This window comes from Piscibacillus salipiscarius JCM 13188, assembly GCF_001311865.1.
Lineage (GTDB): Bacteria > Bacillota > Bacilli > Bacillales > Alkalibacillaceae > Piscibacillus > Piscibacillus salipiscarius.
Genome location: NZ_BBCD01000016.1, coordinates 16367 through 33866 on the forward strand (window position 1 = coordinate 16367; position 17500 = coordinate 33866).

Annotated in this window: 16 protein-coding genes and 7 pseudogenes; 1 reads left to right on the forward strand and 22 read right to left on the reverse strand. The window is 38.3% G+C overall.

Going from position 1 to position 17500, the window contains the following annotated elements; translation table 11 throughout:
- Positions 1–58 precede the first annotated feature (58 nt).
- The 14 genes and pseudogenes from JCM13188_RS21015 to JCM13188_RS11465 all read right to left on the reverse strand — a co-directional run bounded on the left by JCM13188_RS21015 (position 59) and on the right by JCM13188_RS11465 (position 10990).
- Positions 59–349 carry a 2-phosphosulfolactate phosphatase gene (locus tag JCM13188_RS21015; RefSeq protein ID WP_369404979.1) on the reverse strand — a complete coding sequence of 97 codons (291 nt, stop codon included), beginning with the start codon at positions 347–349 and terminating at the stop codon, positions 59–61.
- The gene (locus JCM13188_RS21020; RefSeq protein WP_054754183.1) at positions 280–747 is read right to left on the reverse strand and encodes a 2-phosphosulfolactate phosphatase; all 468 of its coding nucleotides are present in this window, start codon (positions 745–747) and stop codon (positions 280–282) included. Before JCM13188_RS21020 ends, JCM13188_RS21015 begins: the two co-directional genes overlap by 70 nt.
- A 13-nt stretch (positions 748–760) precedes the next feature.
- Positions 761–1825 (reverse strand): annotated as a pseudogene (locus JCM13188_RS11410) (phosphotransferase family protein).
- Between the two features lie 19 nt (positions 1826–1844).
- Positions 1845–3014, reverse strand: a complete 1170-nt coding sequence (locus JCM13188_RS11415; protein WP_054754185.1) for a thiolase family protein — start codon at positions 3012–3014, stop codon at positions 1845–1847.
- Between the two features lie 15 nt (positions 3015–3029).
- Positions 3030–3802: pseudogene (locus tag JCM13188_RS11420) on the reverse strand (SDR family oxidoreductase).
- On the reverse strand, positions 3792–5021 hold the full coding sequence (locus tag JCM13188_RS11425) for an acyl-CoA dehydrogenase (protein WP_054754187.1): 1230 nt from the start codon (positions 5019–5021) through the stop codon (positions 3792–3794). Before JCM13188_RS11425 ends, JCM13188_RS11420 begins: the two are co-directional and overlap by 11 nt.
- A gap of 166 nt (positions 5022–5187) precedes the next feature.
- Positions 5188–6162 (reverse strand): quinone oxidoreductase family protein, encoded by a 975-nt coding sequence (locus tag JCM13188_RS11430; protein WP_054754189.1) that lies wholly within the window; start codon positions 6160–6162, stop codon positions 5188–5190.
- Between the two features lie 57 nt (positions 6163–6219).
- Positions 6220–6783, reverse strand: a complete 564-nt coding sequence (locus JCM13188_RS11435) for a TetR/AcrR family transcriptional regulator (RefSeq protein ID WP_054754191.1) — start codon at positions 6781–6783, stop codon at positions 6220–6222.
- A gap of 68 nt (positions 6784–6851) precedes the next feature.
- A pseudogene (locus JCM13188_RS11440) lies at positions 6852–8012 on the reverse strand (acyl-CoA dehydrogenase family protein).
- 59 nt (positions 8013–8071) lie between these two features.
- Positions 8072–8475: pseudogene (locus tag JCM13188_RS11445) on the reverse strand (MaoC/PaaZ C-terminal domain-containing protein).
- On the reverse strand, positions 8472–8921 hold the full coding sequence (locus JCM13188_RS11450) for a MaoC family dehydratase N-terminal domain-containing protein (protein ID WP_279401758.1): 450 nt from the start codon (positions 8919–8921) through the stop codon (positions 8472–8474). Before JCM13188_RS11450 ends, JCM13188_RS11445 begins: the two are co-directional and overlap by 4 nt.
- Before the next feature lie 15 nt (positions 8922–8936).
- The gene (locus JCM13188_RS11455) at positions 8937–9698 is read right to left on the reverse strand and encodes an SDR family NAD(P)-dependent oxidoreductase (protein ID WP_054754195.1); all 762 of its coding nucleotides are present in this window, start codon (positions 9696–9698) and stop codon (positions 8937–8939) included.
- A gap of 93 nt (positions 9699–9791) precedes the next feature.
- A complete protein-coding gene (locus JCM13188_RS11460; RefSeq protein WP_054754197.1) occupies positions 9792–10589 on the reverse strand; it encodes an iron-containing alcohol dehydrogenase family protein in 798 nt (265 codons plus the stop codon).
- Positions 10586–10990, reverse strand: coding sequence for an iron-containing alcohol dehydrogenase (locus JCM13188_RS11465; protein WP_054754199.1), 405 nt, complete (start codon positions 10988–10990; stop codon positions 10586–10588). Before JCM13188_RS11465 ends, JCM13188_RS11460 begins: the two co-directional genes overlap by 4 nt.
- A gap of 199 nt (positions 10991–11189) precedes the next feature.
- Here JCM13188_RS11465 and JCM13188_RS11470 point away from each other — a divergent pair, with 199 nt between their 5' ends.
- A complete protein-coding gene (locus JCM13188_RS11470) occupies positions 11190–11711 on the forward strand; it encodes a metal-dependent hydrolase (RefSeq protein WP_054754201.1) in 522 nt (173 codons plus the stop codon).
- Here the strand turns inward: JCM13188_RS11470 and JCM13188_RS11475 are convergent.
- The 8 genes and pseudogenes from JCM13188_RS11475 to JCM13188_RS11510 form a co-directional block, all read right to left on the reverse strand.
- On the reverse strand, positions 11686–12387 hold the full coding sequence (locus JCM13188_RS11475) for an RluA family pseudouridine synthase (protein WP_054754203.1): 702 nt from the start codon (positions 12385–12387) through the stop codon (positions 11686–11688). The genes JCM13188_RS11470 and JCM13188_RS11475 overlap by 26 nt on opposite strands.
- Positions 12388–12489: 102 nt before the next feature.
- Positions 12490–12738, reverse strand: a complete 249-nt coding sequence (locus tag JCM13188_RS11480) for a YkuS family protein (protein ID WP_054754205.1) — start codon at positions 12736–12738, stop codon at positions 12490–12492.
- Between the two features lie 68 nt (positions 12739–12806).
- Positions 12807–13760 (reverse strand): P1 family peptidase, encoded by a 954-nt coding sequence (locus JCM13188_RS11485; protein WP_054754207.1) that lies wholly within the window; start codon positions 13758–13760, stop codon positions 12807–12809.
- A gap of 43 nt (positions 13761–13803) precedes the next feature.
- Complete coding sequence (locus JCM13188_RS11490) at positions 13804–14025, reverse strand: hypothetical protein (protein ID WP_054754209.1); 222 nt, start codon at positions 14023–14025, stop codon at positions 13804–13806.
- Between the two features lie 219 nt (positions 14026–14244).
- Positions 14245–15192 (reverse strand): LipP1 family hormone-sensitive lipase, encoded by a 948-nt coding sequence (gene lipP1, locus JCM13188_RS11495; protein ID WP_054754211.1) that lies wholly within the window; start codon positions 15190–15192, stop codon positions 14245–14247.
- A gap of 193 nt (positions 15193–15385) precedes the next feature.
- Positions 15386–16510: pseudogene (locus tag JCM13188_RS11500) on the reverse strand (MBL fold metallo-hydrolase).
- Positions 16511–16523: 13 nt separating this feature from the next.
- A pseudogene (locus tag JCM13188_RS11505) lies at positions 16524–16912 on the reverse strand (DsrE/DsrF/DrsH-like family protein).
- 16 nt (positions 16913–16928) lie between these two features.
- Positions 16929–17499: pseudogene (locus JCM13188_RS11510) on the reverse strand (sulfurtransferase TusA family protein).
- Position 17500: the final 1 nt, after the last annotated feature.

The window sequence follows — 17500 nt, forward strand, 5'->3', positions numbered from 1 at the left end:
CTCCTTTCATTCAAATTTTTCACTAGAATGTTCTATTAAAATCCTTCCATCACTCAACTCAGGCACGAGATCGTATAGATTTTTGTGCGACAAATTCTAGTACATGGTCTAATTGATGCTTTGAAAGCATTCTTCCAACAGATGATTTTTGTAATACTTGAGTGGGCTGATCCTTTAAACCTTCATAAAAGGTTAAAGCGGCAAAAGCAGAATCCGTTAAGTCATACGATGTTTCAGCCAACAGCTCACTAAGTAAATGACCTGCTCCATAAAAATCTTCTATATTGAATACACCGCCAGAGCCGGCACATACGATGACAATTGTTTGATCGGTATGATCTGTTTTGATTTTTTAGATACTGACAAATTGTTGAGTAATGAAGCACAGTAAACTTTGTGAGCAGATGCTGATTTTTTAACGGCAACGGTTCCGTTCGTGGTCGACAGGATTAATGTCTGATCTTTAACCACATCCCTTAAAGCTAATGGGTTAGGTGAGTAAAACCCATCAAGTGTTAATCCATCGTACTCACCTGCTAATATACAATCGTCATCTCCTAATTCTTCAAATGTTTGTCTAGCTTCAGCCATATCCAAGACAGGAATGACTTCTTTGGCCCCGTCTTTTAGAGCACTAATAATGGTTGTCGTTGCCAGCAGCACATCAAACACAACCATGATTTGCTCTTCACTGATTTTATGTTCATCTATTTCTTCTTTAGTTAACAGCACATGAATTTTCGGCATAAAACACCTCTAACTAATTAGCCTTTCGATTAAGTGAGTAAAGTGCATATTCAATCAAGTTTTCAACAAAGTAGTTAAGTTTTGCAAATCTTTGATCCTGCGTTTGCCCCTTTTTATAACGATAATAGATTTGCTGACAGATGACGGCTAACTTGAAATAAGCAAAGGTTTGGTAAAAGTTCATATTGGTAACATTACGGCCACTTTTCTTAGCATAGGCTTCGATAAACTCATCACGCGACATAAAGCCTGGCTGCGTGGTAATTGGTTCATTACCAAGTCCTTTTTCAATAACTCTGAATCACCTGACTCCTGCCAATAACTCATAGCTACACCTAAATCAGCTAGTGGATCACCTACTGTTGTCATCTCCCAATCAAATAAGCCAACTAATTGCGTTAAATCGTTTTGATCAAACATGGCATTGTTGAGTTTAAAGTCATAATGAATAATAGTAGATTCTTTTGTTTCTGGAATATTATGTGCCATCCATCTTGTTAATTCATCTACTCCTTGTATATCATCTGTTTTGGATCGTTCGTAACGGCTAATCCAACCATGGACTTGTCTTTCTAAAAACCCATCTGGTTTGGTCATATTTTTAAGGTTCGTTTTGGTATAATCAATATCATGTAACTGGACAAGCGTATCAACCATGGCCTCAGATATATCTCGATTGGTCTTCTCAGATAACTTAATTTCTTCAGGCATATTGGAATCAAGTACTACACCTTTTTACGTTCCATGACAAAAAATGGTTTACCTTCTTCTTCGTTAGATAGAAAAAGTACGGTTTAGGAGCTACAGGGAAATGCGGATTAATTTCTTTTAGAATGTTAAATTCTCTTTCCATATCATGAGCTTTAGGTGCAACTGGTCCATGAGGCGGTCTGCGTAACACAGCTTCCCAATCACCAATTCTTAATTGATAGGTAAGATTTGAACTTCCCAAAAAGAATTGTTCGACTTCTAAGGGATCATCACTTAATCCGCTAACATGTTCTCTAATCAGTTGTTCAACTTTATCAAGGTCTAGTTCTTCTCCTTGTCTGACTGGAATCGTATCTTTTGGACTCATCTAAAAACCTCCCAATCTATTAAACAGCTTCTATAATTGTTGCAATCCCTTGACCACCACCAATGCAAGCTGTAATTAGGGCATTGGTTTTTCCTGTCCTGCGAAGCTCGTAGATCGCCTTCGTCACTAAAATCGCGCCCGTTGCTCCTAATGGATGTCCATGAGCGATTGCACCGCCATTCACATTTACTTTATCTAAATCCATATTCAGCTCACGGTTGCATGCTAATACTTGTGACGCAAACGCTTCATTAATTTCTATTAAGTCAACATCATCGAGTGTCATATTCGACTTCTCTAACACTTTTCGTGTGGCAGGTACTGGCCCAATGCCCATTATGTTAGGATCAACACCAGCTACCGCGCTTTGCTTTATAACCGCAAGTGGTGCTAAACCTAATTCGTCTGCTTTTTCTTTTGACATAATGATTAAGGCCGCTGCAGCATCATTTAAGCCCGAACTATTACCAGCAGTTACTGACCCTGCCATCATAAAGGCCGGTTGTAATTTGTTTAATGCTTCTATTGTTGTTTGAGGTCTAGGATGCTCATCCTGACCAAAAACAATCGGATCACCTTTTCTAACAGGGACTTCGATCGGAACAATTTGTTCTTCAAAGCGACCCTCTTCCATTGCCGCAGCCATTTTCTTTTGACTTGCTAACGCAAACTCATCTTGTTCTTCCCGGCTTATGTTATACTTTTTAACTAGATTCTCAGCTGTAATCCCCATAGGCGGATCTCCGATTTCTGTTGGAGATAATTGTGATTTTCTAAACTGAGGCGGAACAGGGCTAAATGCTTTAGATGGGCGGTCCATTAAGTATGGAGCCCTGCTCATACTTTCAACTCCGCCAGCAATATAAACATCTCCTGCTCCAGCCTCTATCGCTTGGGCTGCTAAATTAATAGCGTTAACCCCTGAGCCACACTGCCTGTCAATCGTTAAACCTGGTAAATTGACAGATAAACCTGTCTCAAGCGCAGTTAACCTAGCAATATTTCCGCCACCACTTAACACATTTCCCATGATGACATCATCTATTAAATTGACATCTAGGTTGACGCGGTTTATAGCTTCTTTGATTACTTCTGCACCAAATTTATGAGCAGGCACTGTTGCAAGAGTTCCTCCAGCCCTTCCAATTGCTGTTCTTACGGCTGATACTATAACAGCTTCTCTCATCAGTTATACACTCCCTTACTACATCGCATGTGAACCACCATCAACTTCAATCACATCTCCTGTTACAAAGTTAGAAGCATCCGAAGCTAAAAATAACGCAACACCTTTTAAGTCACTATCAGAACCGAACTTCTTAATGGTGTCCCTTTTAAAAATTCATCCCCGCCTTGTTCAATAAGTACTTTAGACATTTTAGTAGGGAAAAATCCTGGCGCGATGGCATTAACATGGATACCATGTGGCCCCCACTTTACAGCGAGATCACGTGTAAATGAAATAACGGCACCTTTACTAGAGTTATAGCCAATCGTATCCATTAAATTAGGGTCCGAACCTTTTAATCCTGCAATTGAAGATATATTAATAATCTTTCCTTGCTTTTGCTCAATCATGACTTTCCCAACGGCTTGAGACATGAGAAAAGTTCCTGTTGCATTAACTGTAAACACTTTATTCCAAGCTTCAAGCGGCATATCTACAACTGGAGCTCCCCACGTTGCCCCGCTGTTATTAACCAAAATGTCTATTTTCCCAAATTCATCTAATGTACGATCAACCACATTTTGAATATCTTCTTGATTTGTGACGTCACATTTAACCGCGATTGATTTAACACCCATTTGATTTAATTGTTCACTTACTTCTTCACATGCTTCAAGTTTTCTCGAACAAACCACCACATTAGCTCCTGATTCTGCAAAACCTTCAGCAATCTGCTGCCCTAATCCTCTTCCTCCTCCAGTCACAATGGCTACTTTACCGTTTAAATCAAATAATTCTTTAACGTGCATGGGTTAAACTCCTTTCCTGATACTTCTTTAATTCCTGTCTAGCAATCGTACGGCGATGCACTTCATCAGGCCCATCTGCAATCCTTAATGTCCGAATAGAAGCATAGCTGGATGCTAGAGGAAAATCTTCACTAACGCCTGCAGCTCCAAGGACTTGGATTGCCTTATCAATAACATTTAATGCCATATTAGGTGCAACCACTTTAATCATGGCAATTTCAGTTTTGGCTTCTTTATTACCCACCGTATCCATCATGTAAGCAGCTTTTAATGTTAATAGCCTGGCTTGCTCGATTTCGATCCTAGAATCAGCAATCCATTCTTGAATAACACCTTGGTCTTTTAACGGCTTACCAAAAGGCTCTCTCTCATGTATCCGCTTACAAATAATATCCAGTGCGCGTTCGGCTGCTCCAATCGTTCTCATGCAGTGATGAATTCGGCCGGGTCCTAATCGCCCTTGTGCAATGGCAAATCCTTTTCCTTCTTCCCACAAAATATTGGATGTTGGCACTCTGACATTATTAAATTCAATTTCTGCATGACCATGCGGGGCGTGATCGTAACCGAATACTGGTAACATTCGTTTTATATGTACCCCAGGCGTATCAAGAGGCACGATAATCATGGACTGCTGTTCGTATTTAGGTGCTTCTGGATCTGACTTACCCATAAAAATAGCAAATTCACACCTTGGATCTCCTGCACCTGATGACCACCACTTAGTGCCATTGATAATAAATTCTTCACCGTCGCGAGTAATGCTTCCGCGTATATTAGTTGCGTCTGAAGATGCTACATCTGGTTCTGTCATTGAAAAACAGGACCTAATTTCTCCATTCAGCAACGGTTTTAGCCACTTTTCTTTCTGTTCTTCTGTACCATATCGCTCTAATATTTCCATATTACCTGTGTCGGGTGCTGAACAATTAAATACTTCAGGGCCAATATGAGACCGTCCCATGATTTCGCATAATGGGGCATATTCCAAGTTCGATAATCCTGCTCCGTATTCACTATCTGGCAAAAACAAATTCCATAATCCTGCTTCTTTAGCCTTTACTTTTAATTCTCCTAAGATAGGTGGGTTCTCCCATCTCGACTCTTGCTGTGCTAATTGATCTGCAAAAACTTGTTCATTCGGATAGATACTCTCGTCCATAAACCTTTCCAATTTAGCTTTCAACTCTTTAACTTTATCTGTGTAATCAAAATTCATCATTCAGACTCCTTTTCCACAGTTTATTAACCGACCGGTTAGTATATTAATTTTATAATATAAAAAATATTCAGTCTATTCAAGGTGCATTTTGATATTTTTAGAAGACATTTTTACTGATTTTGCTTCAAAAACCCTTAGCCATGGTGTTCACCATGGCTGAATTTTAAGGCTTTAAAATTAATTTACCTTTTGTTTGACGCCCTTCTAATAGTTCATGTACTTTTTTAGCATCTTCAAGGTCATATACTCCACCAATCGTTAGCTTCAATTGGCCAGATTGAAGATAGGATAATAGCTCTTTTAAACTGTTTTGAAATAATTTTTGTTTACGCATAATTTGGGGCAGGAAAAATCCAATGACTGATTGATTTTTCCCCATCAAATAGGACGGATAAAGTTTAGGTTGAACTCGGCTCGCCACTCCATAGATTACAAGTCTTCCAAACGGTGCTAAACATTTAAGAGTTTGTTTAAACACATCTCCACCAACCATCTCTAAGGCAACATCAACACCTTCTCCATCAGTTATTTCTAAAACCTTTTGCTCCCAGCCTTCTTCTGAATAGTTGACGAGATGCGTCGCTCCCATTTGTTTGGCATGATTTAATTTCTCTTCAGTACTAGCAGTAGCAATAATCTTACTTGCACCAAATAGTTTAGCTAATTGAACCGCAATTGTGCCAACACCACCAGCTGCTGCATGAATAAGTACCGTCTCACCTTCTTCTATACGTCCCATCGTTTTTAAGATGTGATATGCACTTAATCCTTGTAGTGGTAACGCAACAGCCGTTTCGAAATCGACACCATCAGGAATAGGGATTAATGTTTTCTCAGATGTTTTTGCATATTCAGCATAACCTTTCGATTCAATTAGAGTGACTACTCGATCGCCAACTTTAACATGTTCAACCTGATCGCCAACTTCAGATACAACACCTGCTACTTCTGCGCCAGGAATGAATGGTAATGTCGTCTCAACGACATATTCACCTTCACGGCGCGCGGTATCGGCAAAATTCACCCCGACAGCTTTCACTTCTATGACGACCTCATGACCTGTTGGCACTGGCTTTTCCAAATCAACATTCTGCAAGACATCTGGTCCTCCAAATTCTTTAAACTGTACTGCTTTCATGTCTTTTACCTCCAATATACTAACTAGTAAGTATGTTAACGGTACTCAAGTCTACTTTTATTTAAGTAGACCATTTAAAACAAAATCCACATACCCTTCAGCTAATTCATCTTCTTTGATTGGACCTGTTGGGTCGTACCAGAAATAACTCCAGTTTGTAATTCCTAATATGGCAAAGGATAATATATCAGGTCTAACATGGTCCTTGAATTGTCCTTTCTCTATGCCTTCTTTAACTAATTGTTCAAGATTTTTTCTAAACTTATGACGCTTTGGTGAAATTCTTTCAAGTTGATCCTGACTGATATGCCTCATCTCACGGAAAAAGATTCTAGCACTTTGACCATTATTTTTAATTTCATACGTCAATACTTTTACAATTTGATCAAGTTTTTCTTTGAAATCTAAACTTGAATTACTTAATACTTCTTCTTGTTTATTTAGAATATTGCTTATAAACTCATAATGAATCATCGCTAGGACTTCTTCTTTGCTCGTAAAATAATAATAGAAAGTCCCTTTAGTTACACCGATTTCATTGACAATATCTTGCACTGACGTTTCCGTGAATCCTTTCTTACCAAAGAGCCTGATGCTCGTCTCCATGATCTTTTCTTTCAATATTAAAGCCCCCACAACGTAACAATTTTACTAAGATTATACCACTTATTAGTCTTTTTTAGGGGTTGTTAGATAAATTGTCCGACTTTAACATGACCTTTTAAGAGATTACGAGAAATAATTAATCTTTGGATTTCATCTGTTCCATCATAAATTCTCCAAAGTCTTGCTTCACGATACCAACGTTCGATTGGTAGTTCACGAGTGTACCCCATACCACCATGAATTTGTAACACTCGGTCTACGACATTATTGCCCATGTTTGCCCCATATAATTTTGCCATGGAAGCTAAATGACGATTATCTTCTCCAGCATCTAAAGTATATGCCGCATTAAGGACAAGCCATTTTGCTGCTTCTATTTCAACGGCTGAATCAGCAATTTGCCACTGGATAGCCTGTCTGTCTGCAATTGGTTTACCAAAAGTTTCTCGCTCTTTCGAATAATCAATGGCCATTTGTAGTAATCGCTCAGCTGCTCCAACAGCTCTTGCACCAACGACCCACCTAGCAAAACCAATCCACTCTAAGCCTAGTTTATAACCACCGTTAATTTCACCTAAAATATTCTCTTCTGGCACTCTTACGTTATCAAAATAAGTGATGCAGGTCCCCATTCACCCATTGTGTGGATGTATTCTGATTTCCAACCCATATCCCTGTCAACAATAAACAAGTGACGCCTTCTGGACCTTTTTCTTTGTCTGTCACCGCAATCACCATAACGAAGTCTGCTTCATTCCCACCTGTGATAAAGGTTTTTTCACCGTTTAAAACCCATTCATTACCGTCTTTTACAGCTGTCATCTTAATATTGCGTGTATCAGAACCGGCTCCTGGCTCGGTCATGGCAAAACACGATTTTTTCTCACCGTTAATCGTTGGAATTAAGTATTTCTTCTTCTGTTCTTCATTACCGTAATACAAAATATTGTCTGCTGATCCGCCAAAAGTAAACGGTACAAATGTTTTAGAGATTTCCATCAACACAATGGCCATCATCATTTGCCCAAGATCAGCACCACCGTATTCTTCTGGTGTATTAATTCCCCAGAAACCAGCCTCTTTAGCTTTCAGTTGCAGCTCTTCCATTTTCTCATTTGAAAGTCCAGGGCGACCTTCACGTTCATTTTTTAGCACTTCATTTTCTAAAGGAATTAATTCTTTTTCAACAAACTTACGAATAGTTTGTTGAACCATTTTTGCTCTTCTGTTAACCTTAACTGCATTTACACCACTCCTTAATCTATTTTACTGACCGTTTGGTATGTTGATGTCAAAAAAATATTTATTCCCATAATCTAAAACTAACCTGTCCTTGAATAACCTTTTGATCGTCCTGTTTTGTTACATCGACATCAAATACGAGTAACGAATCCTGGTGATCAACTAGTTTAGCATTTAACGACAATATATCTTCCAAAAAACCATTCCAGTAAAACGAACTCTGTAATCTTCAATATACCCTTCTTCAATATGTGCAGAAAATAACCGCGATAAATTCCCCATTGTCCACATTCCATGAGCTATGATCCCAGGTAGACCTGCGTTTTGCGCTTCCTGATCAATAGTATGAATGGGGTTGTAGTCATCAGAAGCCCCAGCATATTTGATGAGAGTTAAACGATCTACTGGTTCTAATTCAACTGACGGAAGCTGATCACTAACCTCTAAAGATTTTAATGAACTCAATAGCTTAACTCCTTTCTAACTGTTTCAGTTAAAATCACTACTCGTTGGCATTTATAAATGACTTCTCCATGTTCATCTTCACCATAATCCGTTAACGTCAACATGCCTAATGTGCCACTTTTTGCTTCTTTTTCAGCATAATTCGTAACTTCTCGGTAGCAATGAACCTCTTCCCCTACTAATAACGGACGGTGGTAATGAAAGCTTTGTTCACCATGAATTAATCCTGCACTTGGTAATTTCATTCCTTTAATCTCACCGTAATTTAATGTCACAGGATAGGTTGCAGGAACTAATAAATTCCCAAACTCCGACTCCTCTGCATAATTAACATCGGTATACATTGGATGCGTCTCACCGATTGCTTTTGCAAATTTCACAACTGCGCCTTGCTCAATTATATTTGTTACCTTATGAGATTTTTCACCTATAAAATCGTATAGCACGTTCATCCCCCTCGATTAATCTTTTGGTCCACCAGCAACGTAAATAACTTGACCACTTACAAATGAAGATGCTTCATCTGCATAAAACAAAGCGGCGTTCGCTATATCCTCAGGCTTTCCGCTTCTTCCAACAGGAATTTGACTGACGCTATGTTCCACTAATTGCTCAAAGGTAATGCCGATACGTTCTGCCGTCGCTTTGGTCATATCTGTTTCAATAAATCCTGGAGCAACTGCGTTTGCTGTAATGCCATATTTACCAAGCTCAATGGCTAACGTTTTTGTAAACCCTTGTAAACCAGCTTTTGCTGTTGAATAGTTGGCCTGTCCTCTATTTCCTAAAGCAGAGGTGGATGATATGTTGATGATCCTTCCGTATTTTTGTTCAACCATATACTTCTGAACGACTTTAGAGCAGTTAAACGCACCTTTAAAATGAACGTCCATCACCATATTCCAGTCATCACTACTCATTTTAAAAAGCAGGTTATCTCGAATGACACCAGCGTTATTAACTAAAATGTCAACGCTCCCAAATTGATTCACTAATTCTTCAACCGCTTGTTCGACTTGATCGATTTCTGTTACACTCGCCACTTTAGTGAATACTTCAAAGCCTTTACTCGAAAAATCGCTTTCTGCTTCAGCTAAAGCTTCTTCATTTACATCGATGATACCGACTTTAGCACCTTCTTCTAGGAATTTTTCAGCAACACCTTTTCCAATTCCGCGGCTGCCACCAGTCACTAAGGCGACTTTTCCATCGAATCTACCCATTCTCATATCCCTCCTAGTAGTATTTTACAAATCTATTATATGATAAGAAATCTGAAATTTACAACTTTTCTAAAAGTACAACTTTGACCTTCATTAGTTTGAATAGGCAACAGAATCAGTGTTCAACTGTGGTAAAAGTTTTTGATAAATTTGTTTAACATCATGAGAATTCACCTTTCTCGGATTAAGTGGAATCGTCAGTTGATCGTGCAATGCATCATGTACAAGTTTGTCTATATCACCTGGCATCACACCTTCTATATAGCTAAAATCTCTCGGAATATCTAATTGTTTATTAAATTCTTCTAAAGCTTCAACTAGAAAACTAGCAGCTGAATCATCATCACAACTAATTAATTCGGGTTTTAGAATTCTTGCAATGTCAGCATACTTACTCTTATTTGCAATTAAGTTATAATCGATTACTTTTGGCAAGATAATCGCATTGGCCAGTCCATGTGGTACTTTATATAAAGCTGTCATAGGGTGTGAACAGGCATGAACTAGCCCTAAACCAGCAGCATTAAAGGCTACTCCTGCCATTGTACTAGCTATATGAACTTGTTCCTTAGACTCGTGATTAAATGAATGAGCATAACTTGCAGGTAGGTGTTCTTTTAACATTTTCATAGATTGAAGGGCAAGGCTATCTGTGAAGGGGTTAGCATTTATGGACGTATAAGACTCTAGTGCATGTACAAATGCATCCATTCCAGTAGCAGCTACCATATGACGTGGTAAAGATGCTGTTAGAATTGGGTCTACGATTGCAACATCAGGTCCAATGAGTGGTGAGGCTAAAACCATTTTTCGCTCTTGTTGTTCATCAGTCACAACAGCTACTGAAGTCACCTCTGACCCCGTTCCAGCAGTAGTCGGAACACAAATCATAATGGTAGTTTCTGTTCAATAGGGTCTCCGCCATGAACGTAATTTAATACATGATCTTGATGACTCGCAACAACTCCTACTGCTTTCGCAAAATCTATTGGACTACCACCACCAATAGCCAGGAGTAGATCACAATTATTTTCTTTAAACACACTAGCTCCCTTCATAATTGAATCGGAGGAAGGGTTAGCTTTAACATCCGAATATACGTGAACTTTAAGGCCATGATCTTCAATCAAATTGGTAACGCTTTCAATTAGACCCGCTTCAACAAGTCCAGGATCAGTTGCTAGAAACACACGTGACGAACTGGATTTCTTAACTTCCTTTAACAGAAAATTATTCAATTTACCTGAGCCGAATAATATTTTAGTCGTGTTTGAAAAGTTAAATGATATCATATTCTCCCTCCTTTCTAGACCCTGAAATTTAGCTACCACTTTAAAAATTATGTTAAGTCTAACTCATGACTCTGTCAATATAATTTCAGAATTTTTAGTTATTAATATAGTTCTATTGTTTGATTTAGTTTGACGAGCTTTATGGTAAACTATTTCATACAACACTACTGTTCAAACAACTAGAAATAGGGGAATAATCTTGGAAGTAAAAACACATATTATAACTTCAGTAACCATCGCGGCTAGCATTTCAACATACATAGCCATTCCATTTTCAGCTGGTTATGTTTTTGGTACGATTTTAGGAAGCGTGCTCCCTGATTTAGATAAAAAAGACTCCTTTATCGGCAGGCGATCTTTAGGAGTCTCTTATATCATCCAGATGTTATTCGGACATCGTGGTTTCACTCATTCAGTTTTTTGCTGGATTTTAGTTACCATATTATGTTTGTATCATCCTTCACACTTTACTTATGGACTATCAGTTGGTTATGCAGGACATATTTTAGGCGACTTTTTTTCAAACCGAGGTGTTCCAATTTTTTATCCAGTTATTAAAAAGCCTTTTACGCCCAGTTCTCTATTAACATATAAAACTGGTGGACTTTCTGAAAAATTAATCTTAATGAGCACAGTCATTATATTACTCATCATTATGTTAGATGGGGATTTATTCCATGAACTCATTCAATCTGTTAGACAGTGGGTAGACCATCTTTAAAAATGGTCGCTCCACAAATGCCACGGAAAGTCCATAGGCGGGTTCGATGAGACTCGAACAGCTTCTTTTTGGTAGGATGTTCAATGGTTAACACATGCGACCAAAGCGCAATCTGTTGGCCTGGTTTATTTACCTTTGAACCATATTTTTGATCTCCATAAATAGGCCATCGCCGAGACGATAGTTGAACGCGAATCTGATGGGGCCTTCCAGTATGTAAGTTAATCTCGAGTAAGGATAAACCTTTTTTCGTACCGAGTAATTTATAATTTAATAATGCTTTTTTTGCTTTTTTATTTTTTGATGAAGACACATGAACTTTGTTTTCCTTTTGGTCTTTTAATAAAAAGTCTTTTAATTGACCCTCATGTTCTGCCGGTGTACCACGAACTACCGTTAAATACTGTTTATCAAAAACATTACGCCTAATTTGGTCGGATAATCGTGATGCGGCTTTGGATGTTTTAGCAAACACCATCACTCCTCCAACTGGTCGGTCAAGCCTGTGAACTAAGCCTAAGTATACATTGCCAGGTTTTTGATCGCGTTCTTTAATAAAATCTTTAAGGATGGTTAGTAGGTCGCGATCCTTTGACTGATCTGCTTGAACAGGCACATTGACGGGCTTTTCGACAAATAGTAGATGGTTATCTTCATACAAAATGTTAATCTTCACAATTGAAGCTCCTTTATATTAGTCTGACACTAGAATAACATATACTTATAACCTTATAATTAGAAATATTAAATCCCCTCACCAATGTAAGGGGGATTTAAATTATGATCGTTTTTGCAATCGCTCGTTTACTTCTTCTACTACCTCTTGTGCGGTCATTCCATCACAATTAACGATAGATGCATCGGATGTTGCTTCACTCATTCCCATGACATTCTGATTTTGTCCTGACACACAGCTACAATCACAGCCCGCAGCATTATCACCTTCTAGAGTGACAACATCATGACCACTCTGCTCTAATAATGCTTTTACATCAGATAAAGTCTCTTCTACTGCTATTCTTGCCATTGGCCTCACCTCCATTTTCCAAGGCTTAGTTTGTACAGCCTTTGGGAAAATTATGCAGGTATGGCCATTTATTCATATGCTTTTATTCCATTAATGGATTCAGCTTCTTTGATTGCTCTAATAATCGCTTTTTCTAATACTTGGGTAGCTAAACTTCCAATCACATCTAATGAAAATTGCCTGTCGCCATTGGCTAATGTAAAAATGGTATCGCCATCAAACATCGTATGGGCAGGATAAATGGTCCTGCCAATCGCATTATGAGCTATTTGTGATACTTTGGTAGCTTCTGATTTAGTCAGTTTTGCATTAACCGCAATGGCTCCTATAGTTGTATTCTGACCAACTCGGCCAAATGACTCAACCTGACTTAACATAAATTCTTCACTATCAACTAGTTCGCCAGTTTCAGGGTGAATCGCGCTAGCTAAACATTCACCAGTTTTGGGGTCACGTACCTCTCCTAATGAGTTTACGGCGACCATAGCTCCCACCGTTAATCCATTATCCAATGTTATTGCTGCGCTTCCAAGGCCGCCTTTCATGCATTGTTCAAAACCCATAATTTTACCAACCGTTGCTCCGCATCCAGCCCCTACATTGCCTTGTTTAAAAATACCACGTGCTGCTTTTTCGCAGCTACATACCCCCATGTCTGCATCTGGGCGCACACTAGCATCTCCTACCGCTAGATCAAATAATATTGCTGAAGGTACAATTGGTACCTTAGCCACACTGACATCAAGCCCTATGCCCTGTTCTTCTAAATATCTCATCACACCACTTGATGCATCTAACCCAAATGCACTTCCTCCTGATAAACAAATTCCGTGCACTTTATTCACCATGTTAACAGGGTCGAGCAGGTCCGTTTCTCTAGTTCCTGGGGCAGCACCTCGTACATCTACCCCGCAGACAGCACCCTCTTCGGTTATAATAACAGAACACCCTGTTAACGCTTTTGGATCTTCAACATGTCCCACTTTCACACCTGGAACATCTGTTATATTATCAAAGCTCATTAAAAGCACCTCCTAGGTTAATCAACCTCTCAGTTATGCTTTTCTATGCTTTGAATCGTTTTCCCTTTTTATATGGTAAAATTGATAAGACGTGTATCTTTTTAAATCGTCTAACGCCTTGCTTAGTAAAACAAAAGGCCAAAAAATCATCTTCATAAATTTTCACGACCCGAACAATTCGCTGACTGTAATCTCCATTTTGATCTAAATAAATCATCTCAAGTTGCTGTTTTTGTTCAAGTGCACGCTGAAGTATGCGTTCCATAAATAAACCTCCAACAAGAACGTTTTGTTCGTATTATATCACTTTTGACTAAAAATATGAACAAATTTGAAGTAACAAATTGTTTTTATTGGAAACACGGTGAAGTTTATAAGCAAACGTTGACTTTTCGTAGATTTAGGTAGGAAGGTTACAATATCAGAGAATATACATAACTTCAAACCCTAAAAAATAGCCCAGCTACAAGAGCCAGGCATCAACTTATCGCTCAACGACTTGATCATTGACTTCGGCGAGAAAGTGACTAATTTTCCTAACTGTCTTTCGAATTCGTTCTTCAAAAATGATCACATTCGTAAAGTATCCGTGAACCATTCCTAATTCAAGCTTTGCATCCATTTTGACACCAGCTTCTTTAAGCCTTCTAGCGTATGCTAATCCTTCATCACGTAAAACATCATTCTCAGCTACAATAACAATAGCCGGAGGTAAGCCGCTCAAATCTTCACACGTTAGCGGGGCTATGTATGGGTTATAATAATCCTCTTCATCTCTTACATAATGATCTCCAAACCACTGCATTAACGTTCGGTCTAACCCGTAACCATTAGAAAATTCCTCATATGATGAAGTGTCATAGCTTAAATTCGTTATTGGATAGACTAGCACTTGAGCTTTAACAGGCGGCCCTTCTCGGTCTTTTGCCAGCATTGCAACTCCTGTAGCTAAATTTCCACCCGCACTATCTCCACCTACAGTTATATTAGTAACATCACCATCTATTTCAATTGGATTTGCATAGACCCACTCTAAAGCAGAATAACAGTCCTCTAATGGTGTTGGATATTTATATTCAGGAGATAATCGGTAATCGACTGACACAACAATTCGCTTGGTTTGATTAGTCAAAATTCGGCATGTGGCATCGACTAAATCTAAATCACCTAAGACCCAACCACCTCCGTGATAGTAAATAAATACTGGAAATGGGCCCTCTCCTTCAGGTTTATATACTCTAATTGGAACCTCATAATCGTCACTTGCTTTAAAATGACGATCTTCAACTTCATGTACATCTTCAAACCCTTGACTGACTACTGGTATTTGTCTAAATAATGACCTTACTTCTTCTGTTTCCATTAATGACAGGTCGGGCATTTCCTCAAACATTTCTAAATAAACTTTCGACTGTTCATTTAGATTAGCCATAGACACCATCCTTTTCTGAATTTGTTTAATTATATTGGTGTCTGTTTTAGTTTAGAAGTTAAAATCTAGACTTGTTTCCAGTTTTTCCTTTTGATACTAGTTAAATTTATGGGGAAAATTTTTAATTTATAAGGAAATCCATGTATATATAAAACTGACCAGCCATTGTTTATAGCTGGTCATACCTGATTAATTATCTGATTGCGCAACGGTTTGGTCCAATTTCCATTTCACGTTGTTCTTCATCCTCTGGTTTCTTTTGACCCATGTTTGTTTGACGAATATCATTATACGAGTTTGGCTGTGGTGGTAAGTTATCTGTTACAGCAGACCTGAATTCTTCTTCACTTTCTATATTTAAGCCATGGTTTTCTTTATATAACTTACCTAACTTCTCTGATATACTACCATCTTGATTCATTTCTTTTATACTCATATAATGTGCCGGTAATACTATTAACTCCTCAGGCAATTTTTTTGTATCTCTTATATAACGTCTCTCTTAAATCTGCAACCCAATCCTCCGCTTTTCCAGCTAAGTCAGGTCGTCCAATTGAGTCAATGAATAGAATATCACCCGTTAATAGATACTGCTCATCAATGATATAAGACGTGCTTCCAATAGTATGCCCTGGCGAGTAAAAAGCTTTAATGGTCGTATCACCAACTTTGATTTCATCACCATCCTCTACTGGCTGATAATCAAATTGAACATCGGTTGCATCTTTGAGTGGTAAATAATAAGTTGCCTCATGTTTGTTCGCTAAATCTCTTCCACCTGAAATATGGTCCGCATGCAAGTGGGTATCGAGAACCGATTTTATTGAAAAGCTGTGTTCTTTTATAAATTCATCATATTGATTCGTCATTCGATTAGCATCAATAATTGCAGCTTCACCATTTGATTCGATTAAATAAGATAAACAACCTTTACCTATTCGAACAAATTGGTAAATCGTCCCACCTGACACTTTACCAATTTCGATCGGTTCTAAGTGCTCACTGTACGCTTTCATGCCACCTTCAATAGAATATACATTGTCATAGCCAGCCTCAGCAATTTGCTCAGCTACCATTTGGGATGAACCACCTTTAGCACAAATGACATAAATCGGTTGATCTTTTGGAAGCTTCTCTTCTACTGGCTCAACACCATCCATTAAATCAAAATAAGGTTGGTTATGAATTTCAACATTATCACCTTCAACCTTCCAGTCATCAAAATCATCCGTATTTCGAACATCTAAAATAAACAAATGTTCACCATTAAAATTTTACTCGTCAATTCTTTTACAGAAATATGTTTAACATCTGACATTAGGATCCCTCCTTTAGAATGTTAATGTCACATTTGCATCCTCAGCAAAGCTTAAGAACATTGCTGCACCACCGACTTCGATCCCTTCAACGAACTGATCCTTATCTAACTCATCACATCCATTGTCATTTGACAGCCAATCATTTTGACGTTTAAATCTTTTGCCATACTTAATAACTCCTCTACTGGAGGTACATTTGCTTTCTTAAACCCTTCTTGAAAGTGTTCTTTTCCTTGAGGTAAAGGTAATTGTTTATGGGCATCTTTGTGTATCAGATTTAACCCTTCAAATGTAAAGAATATCCCAACTTCTGCATCAGTTGCAGCTGCAGCTGTTGCTATATTAAACACTTTATAAGCATCAAACATCCCGCCATTTGCGGCAATAATCGCTACTTTCATAATGAAAATCTCCTTTTTAATGATTTTGATCTACAGGTCCATCCCACTCATTCATACCTGGTACTACATTTTTCACATTCTTATAACCTTTTGTTGCTAACTTTTGAGCTGCAAGGTCACTTCTATTACCTGTGCGACAAATAACATGCAAATCATCCTCTTCATTTAGTTCATTAAAAACGTTCTTCCAATTCACCTAAAGGAATATTAATAGACCCTGGAATATGTCCAAATGCATACTCGGCTGGTTCCCGAACATCTAGAATTGTAATCGTCTCATCACCATCTATCATTTCTCTTAAATCTTTTAAGTCCATTACATCTCCATGTTTTGTTTCTGATGTGTCTTCTTCACTAGCTTTTCGTAAATAATGTTTAAGTATATCTCCATCTTCTTTAGTTCCAAGATAATGATGGCCAGTACTTTCAGCCCAAGCTTTAATATCCGCAGTAGAACCTTGATCTGTTGCCTGCACTTCCATAACTTGTCCAGGTTCTAACTGATTAAATTCTTTTTTAGTTTTCACAATTGGCATAGGACATGCGAGTCCCTTTGCATCTAAAACTCGGTTTACATTAACCTCCATT

Bases quoted from the DNA above. Each gene is read 5' to 3' on its own strand.
- JCM13188_RS11485 (WP_054754207.1), bottom strand. From the start codon at position 13,760: ATGAGCTTTGATAATATAACAGATGTTCCAGGTGTGAAAGTGGGACAT.
- JCM13188_RS11455 (WP_054754195.1), bottom strand. From the start codon at position 9,698: ATGGGTAGATTCGATGGAAAAGTCGCCTTAGTGACTGGTGGCAGCCGC.
- JCM13188_RS11460 (WP_054754197.1), bottom strand. From the start codon at position 10,589: ATGATTTGTGTTCCGACTACTGCTGGAACGGGGTCAGAGGTGACTTCA.
- lipP1 (WP_054754211.1), bottom strand. From the start codon at position 15,192: ATGGCTAATCTAAATGAACAGTCGAAAGTTTATTTAGAAATGTTTGAG.
- JCM13188_RS11430 (WP_054754189.1), bottom strand. From the start codon at position 6,162: ATGAAAGCAGTACAGTTTAAAGAATTTGGAGGACCAGATGTCTTGCAG.
- JCM13188_RS11465 (WP_054754199.1), bottom strand. From the start codon at position 10,990: ATGATATCATTTAACTTTTCAAACACGACTAAAATATTATTCGGCTCA.
- JCM13188_RS11490 (WP_054754209.1), bottom strand. From the start codon at position 14,025: ATGGAACGCATACTTCAGCGTGCACTTGAACAAAAACAGCAACTTGAG.
- JCM13188_RS11425 (WP_054754187.1), bottom strand. From the start codon at position 5,021: ATGAATTTTGATTACACAGATAAAGTTAAAGAGTTGAAAGCTAAATTG.
- JCM13188_RS11480 (WP_054754205.1), bottom strand. From the start codon at position 12,738: ATGGCAAGAATAGCAGTAGAAGAGACTTTATCTGATGTAAAAGCATTA.
- JCM13188_RS21020 (WP_054754183.1), bottom strand. From the start codon at position 747: ATGCCGAAAATTCATGTGCTGTTAACTAAAGAAGAAATAGATGAACAT.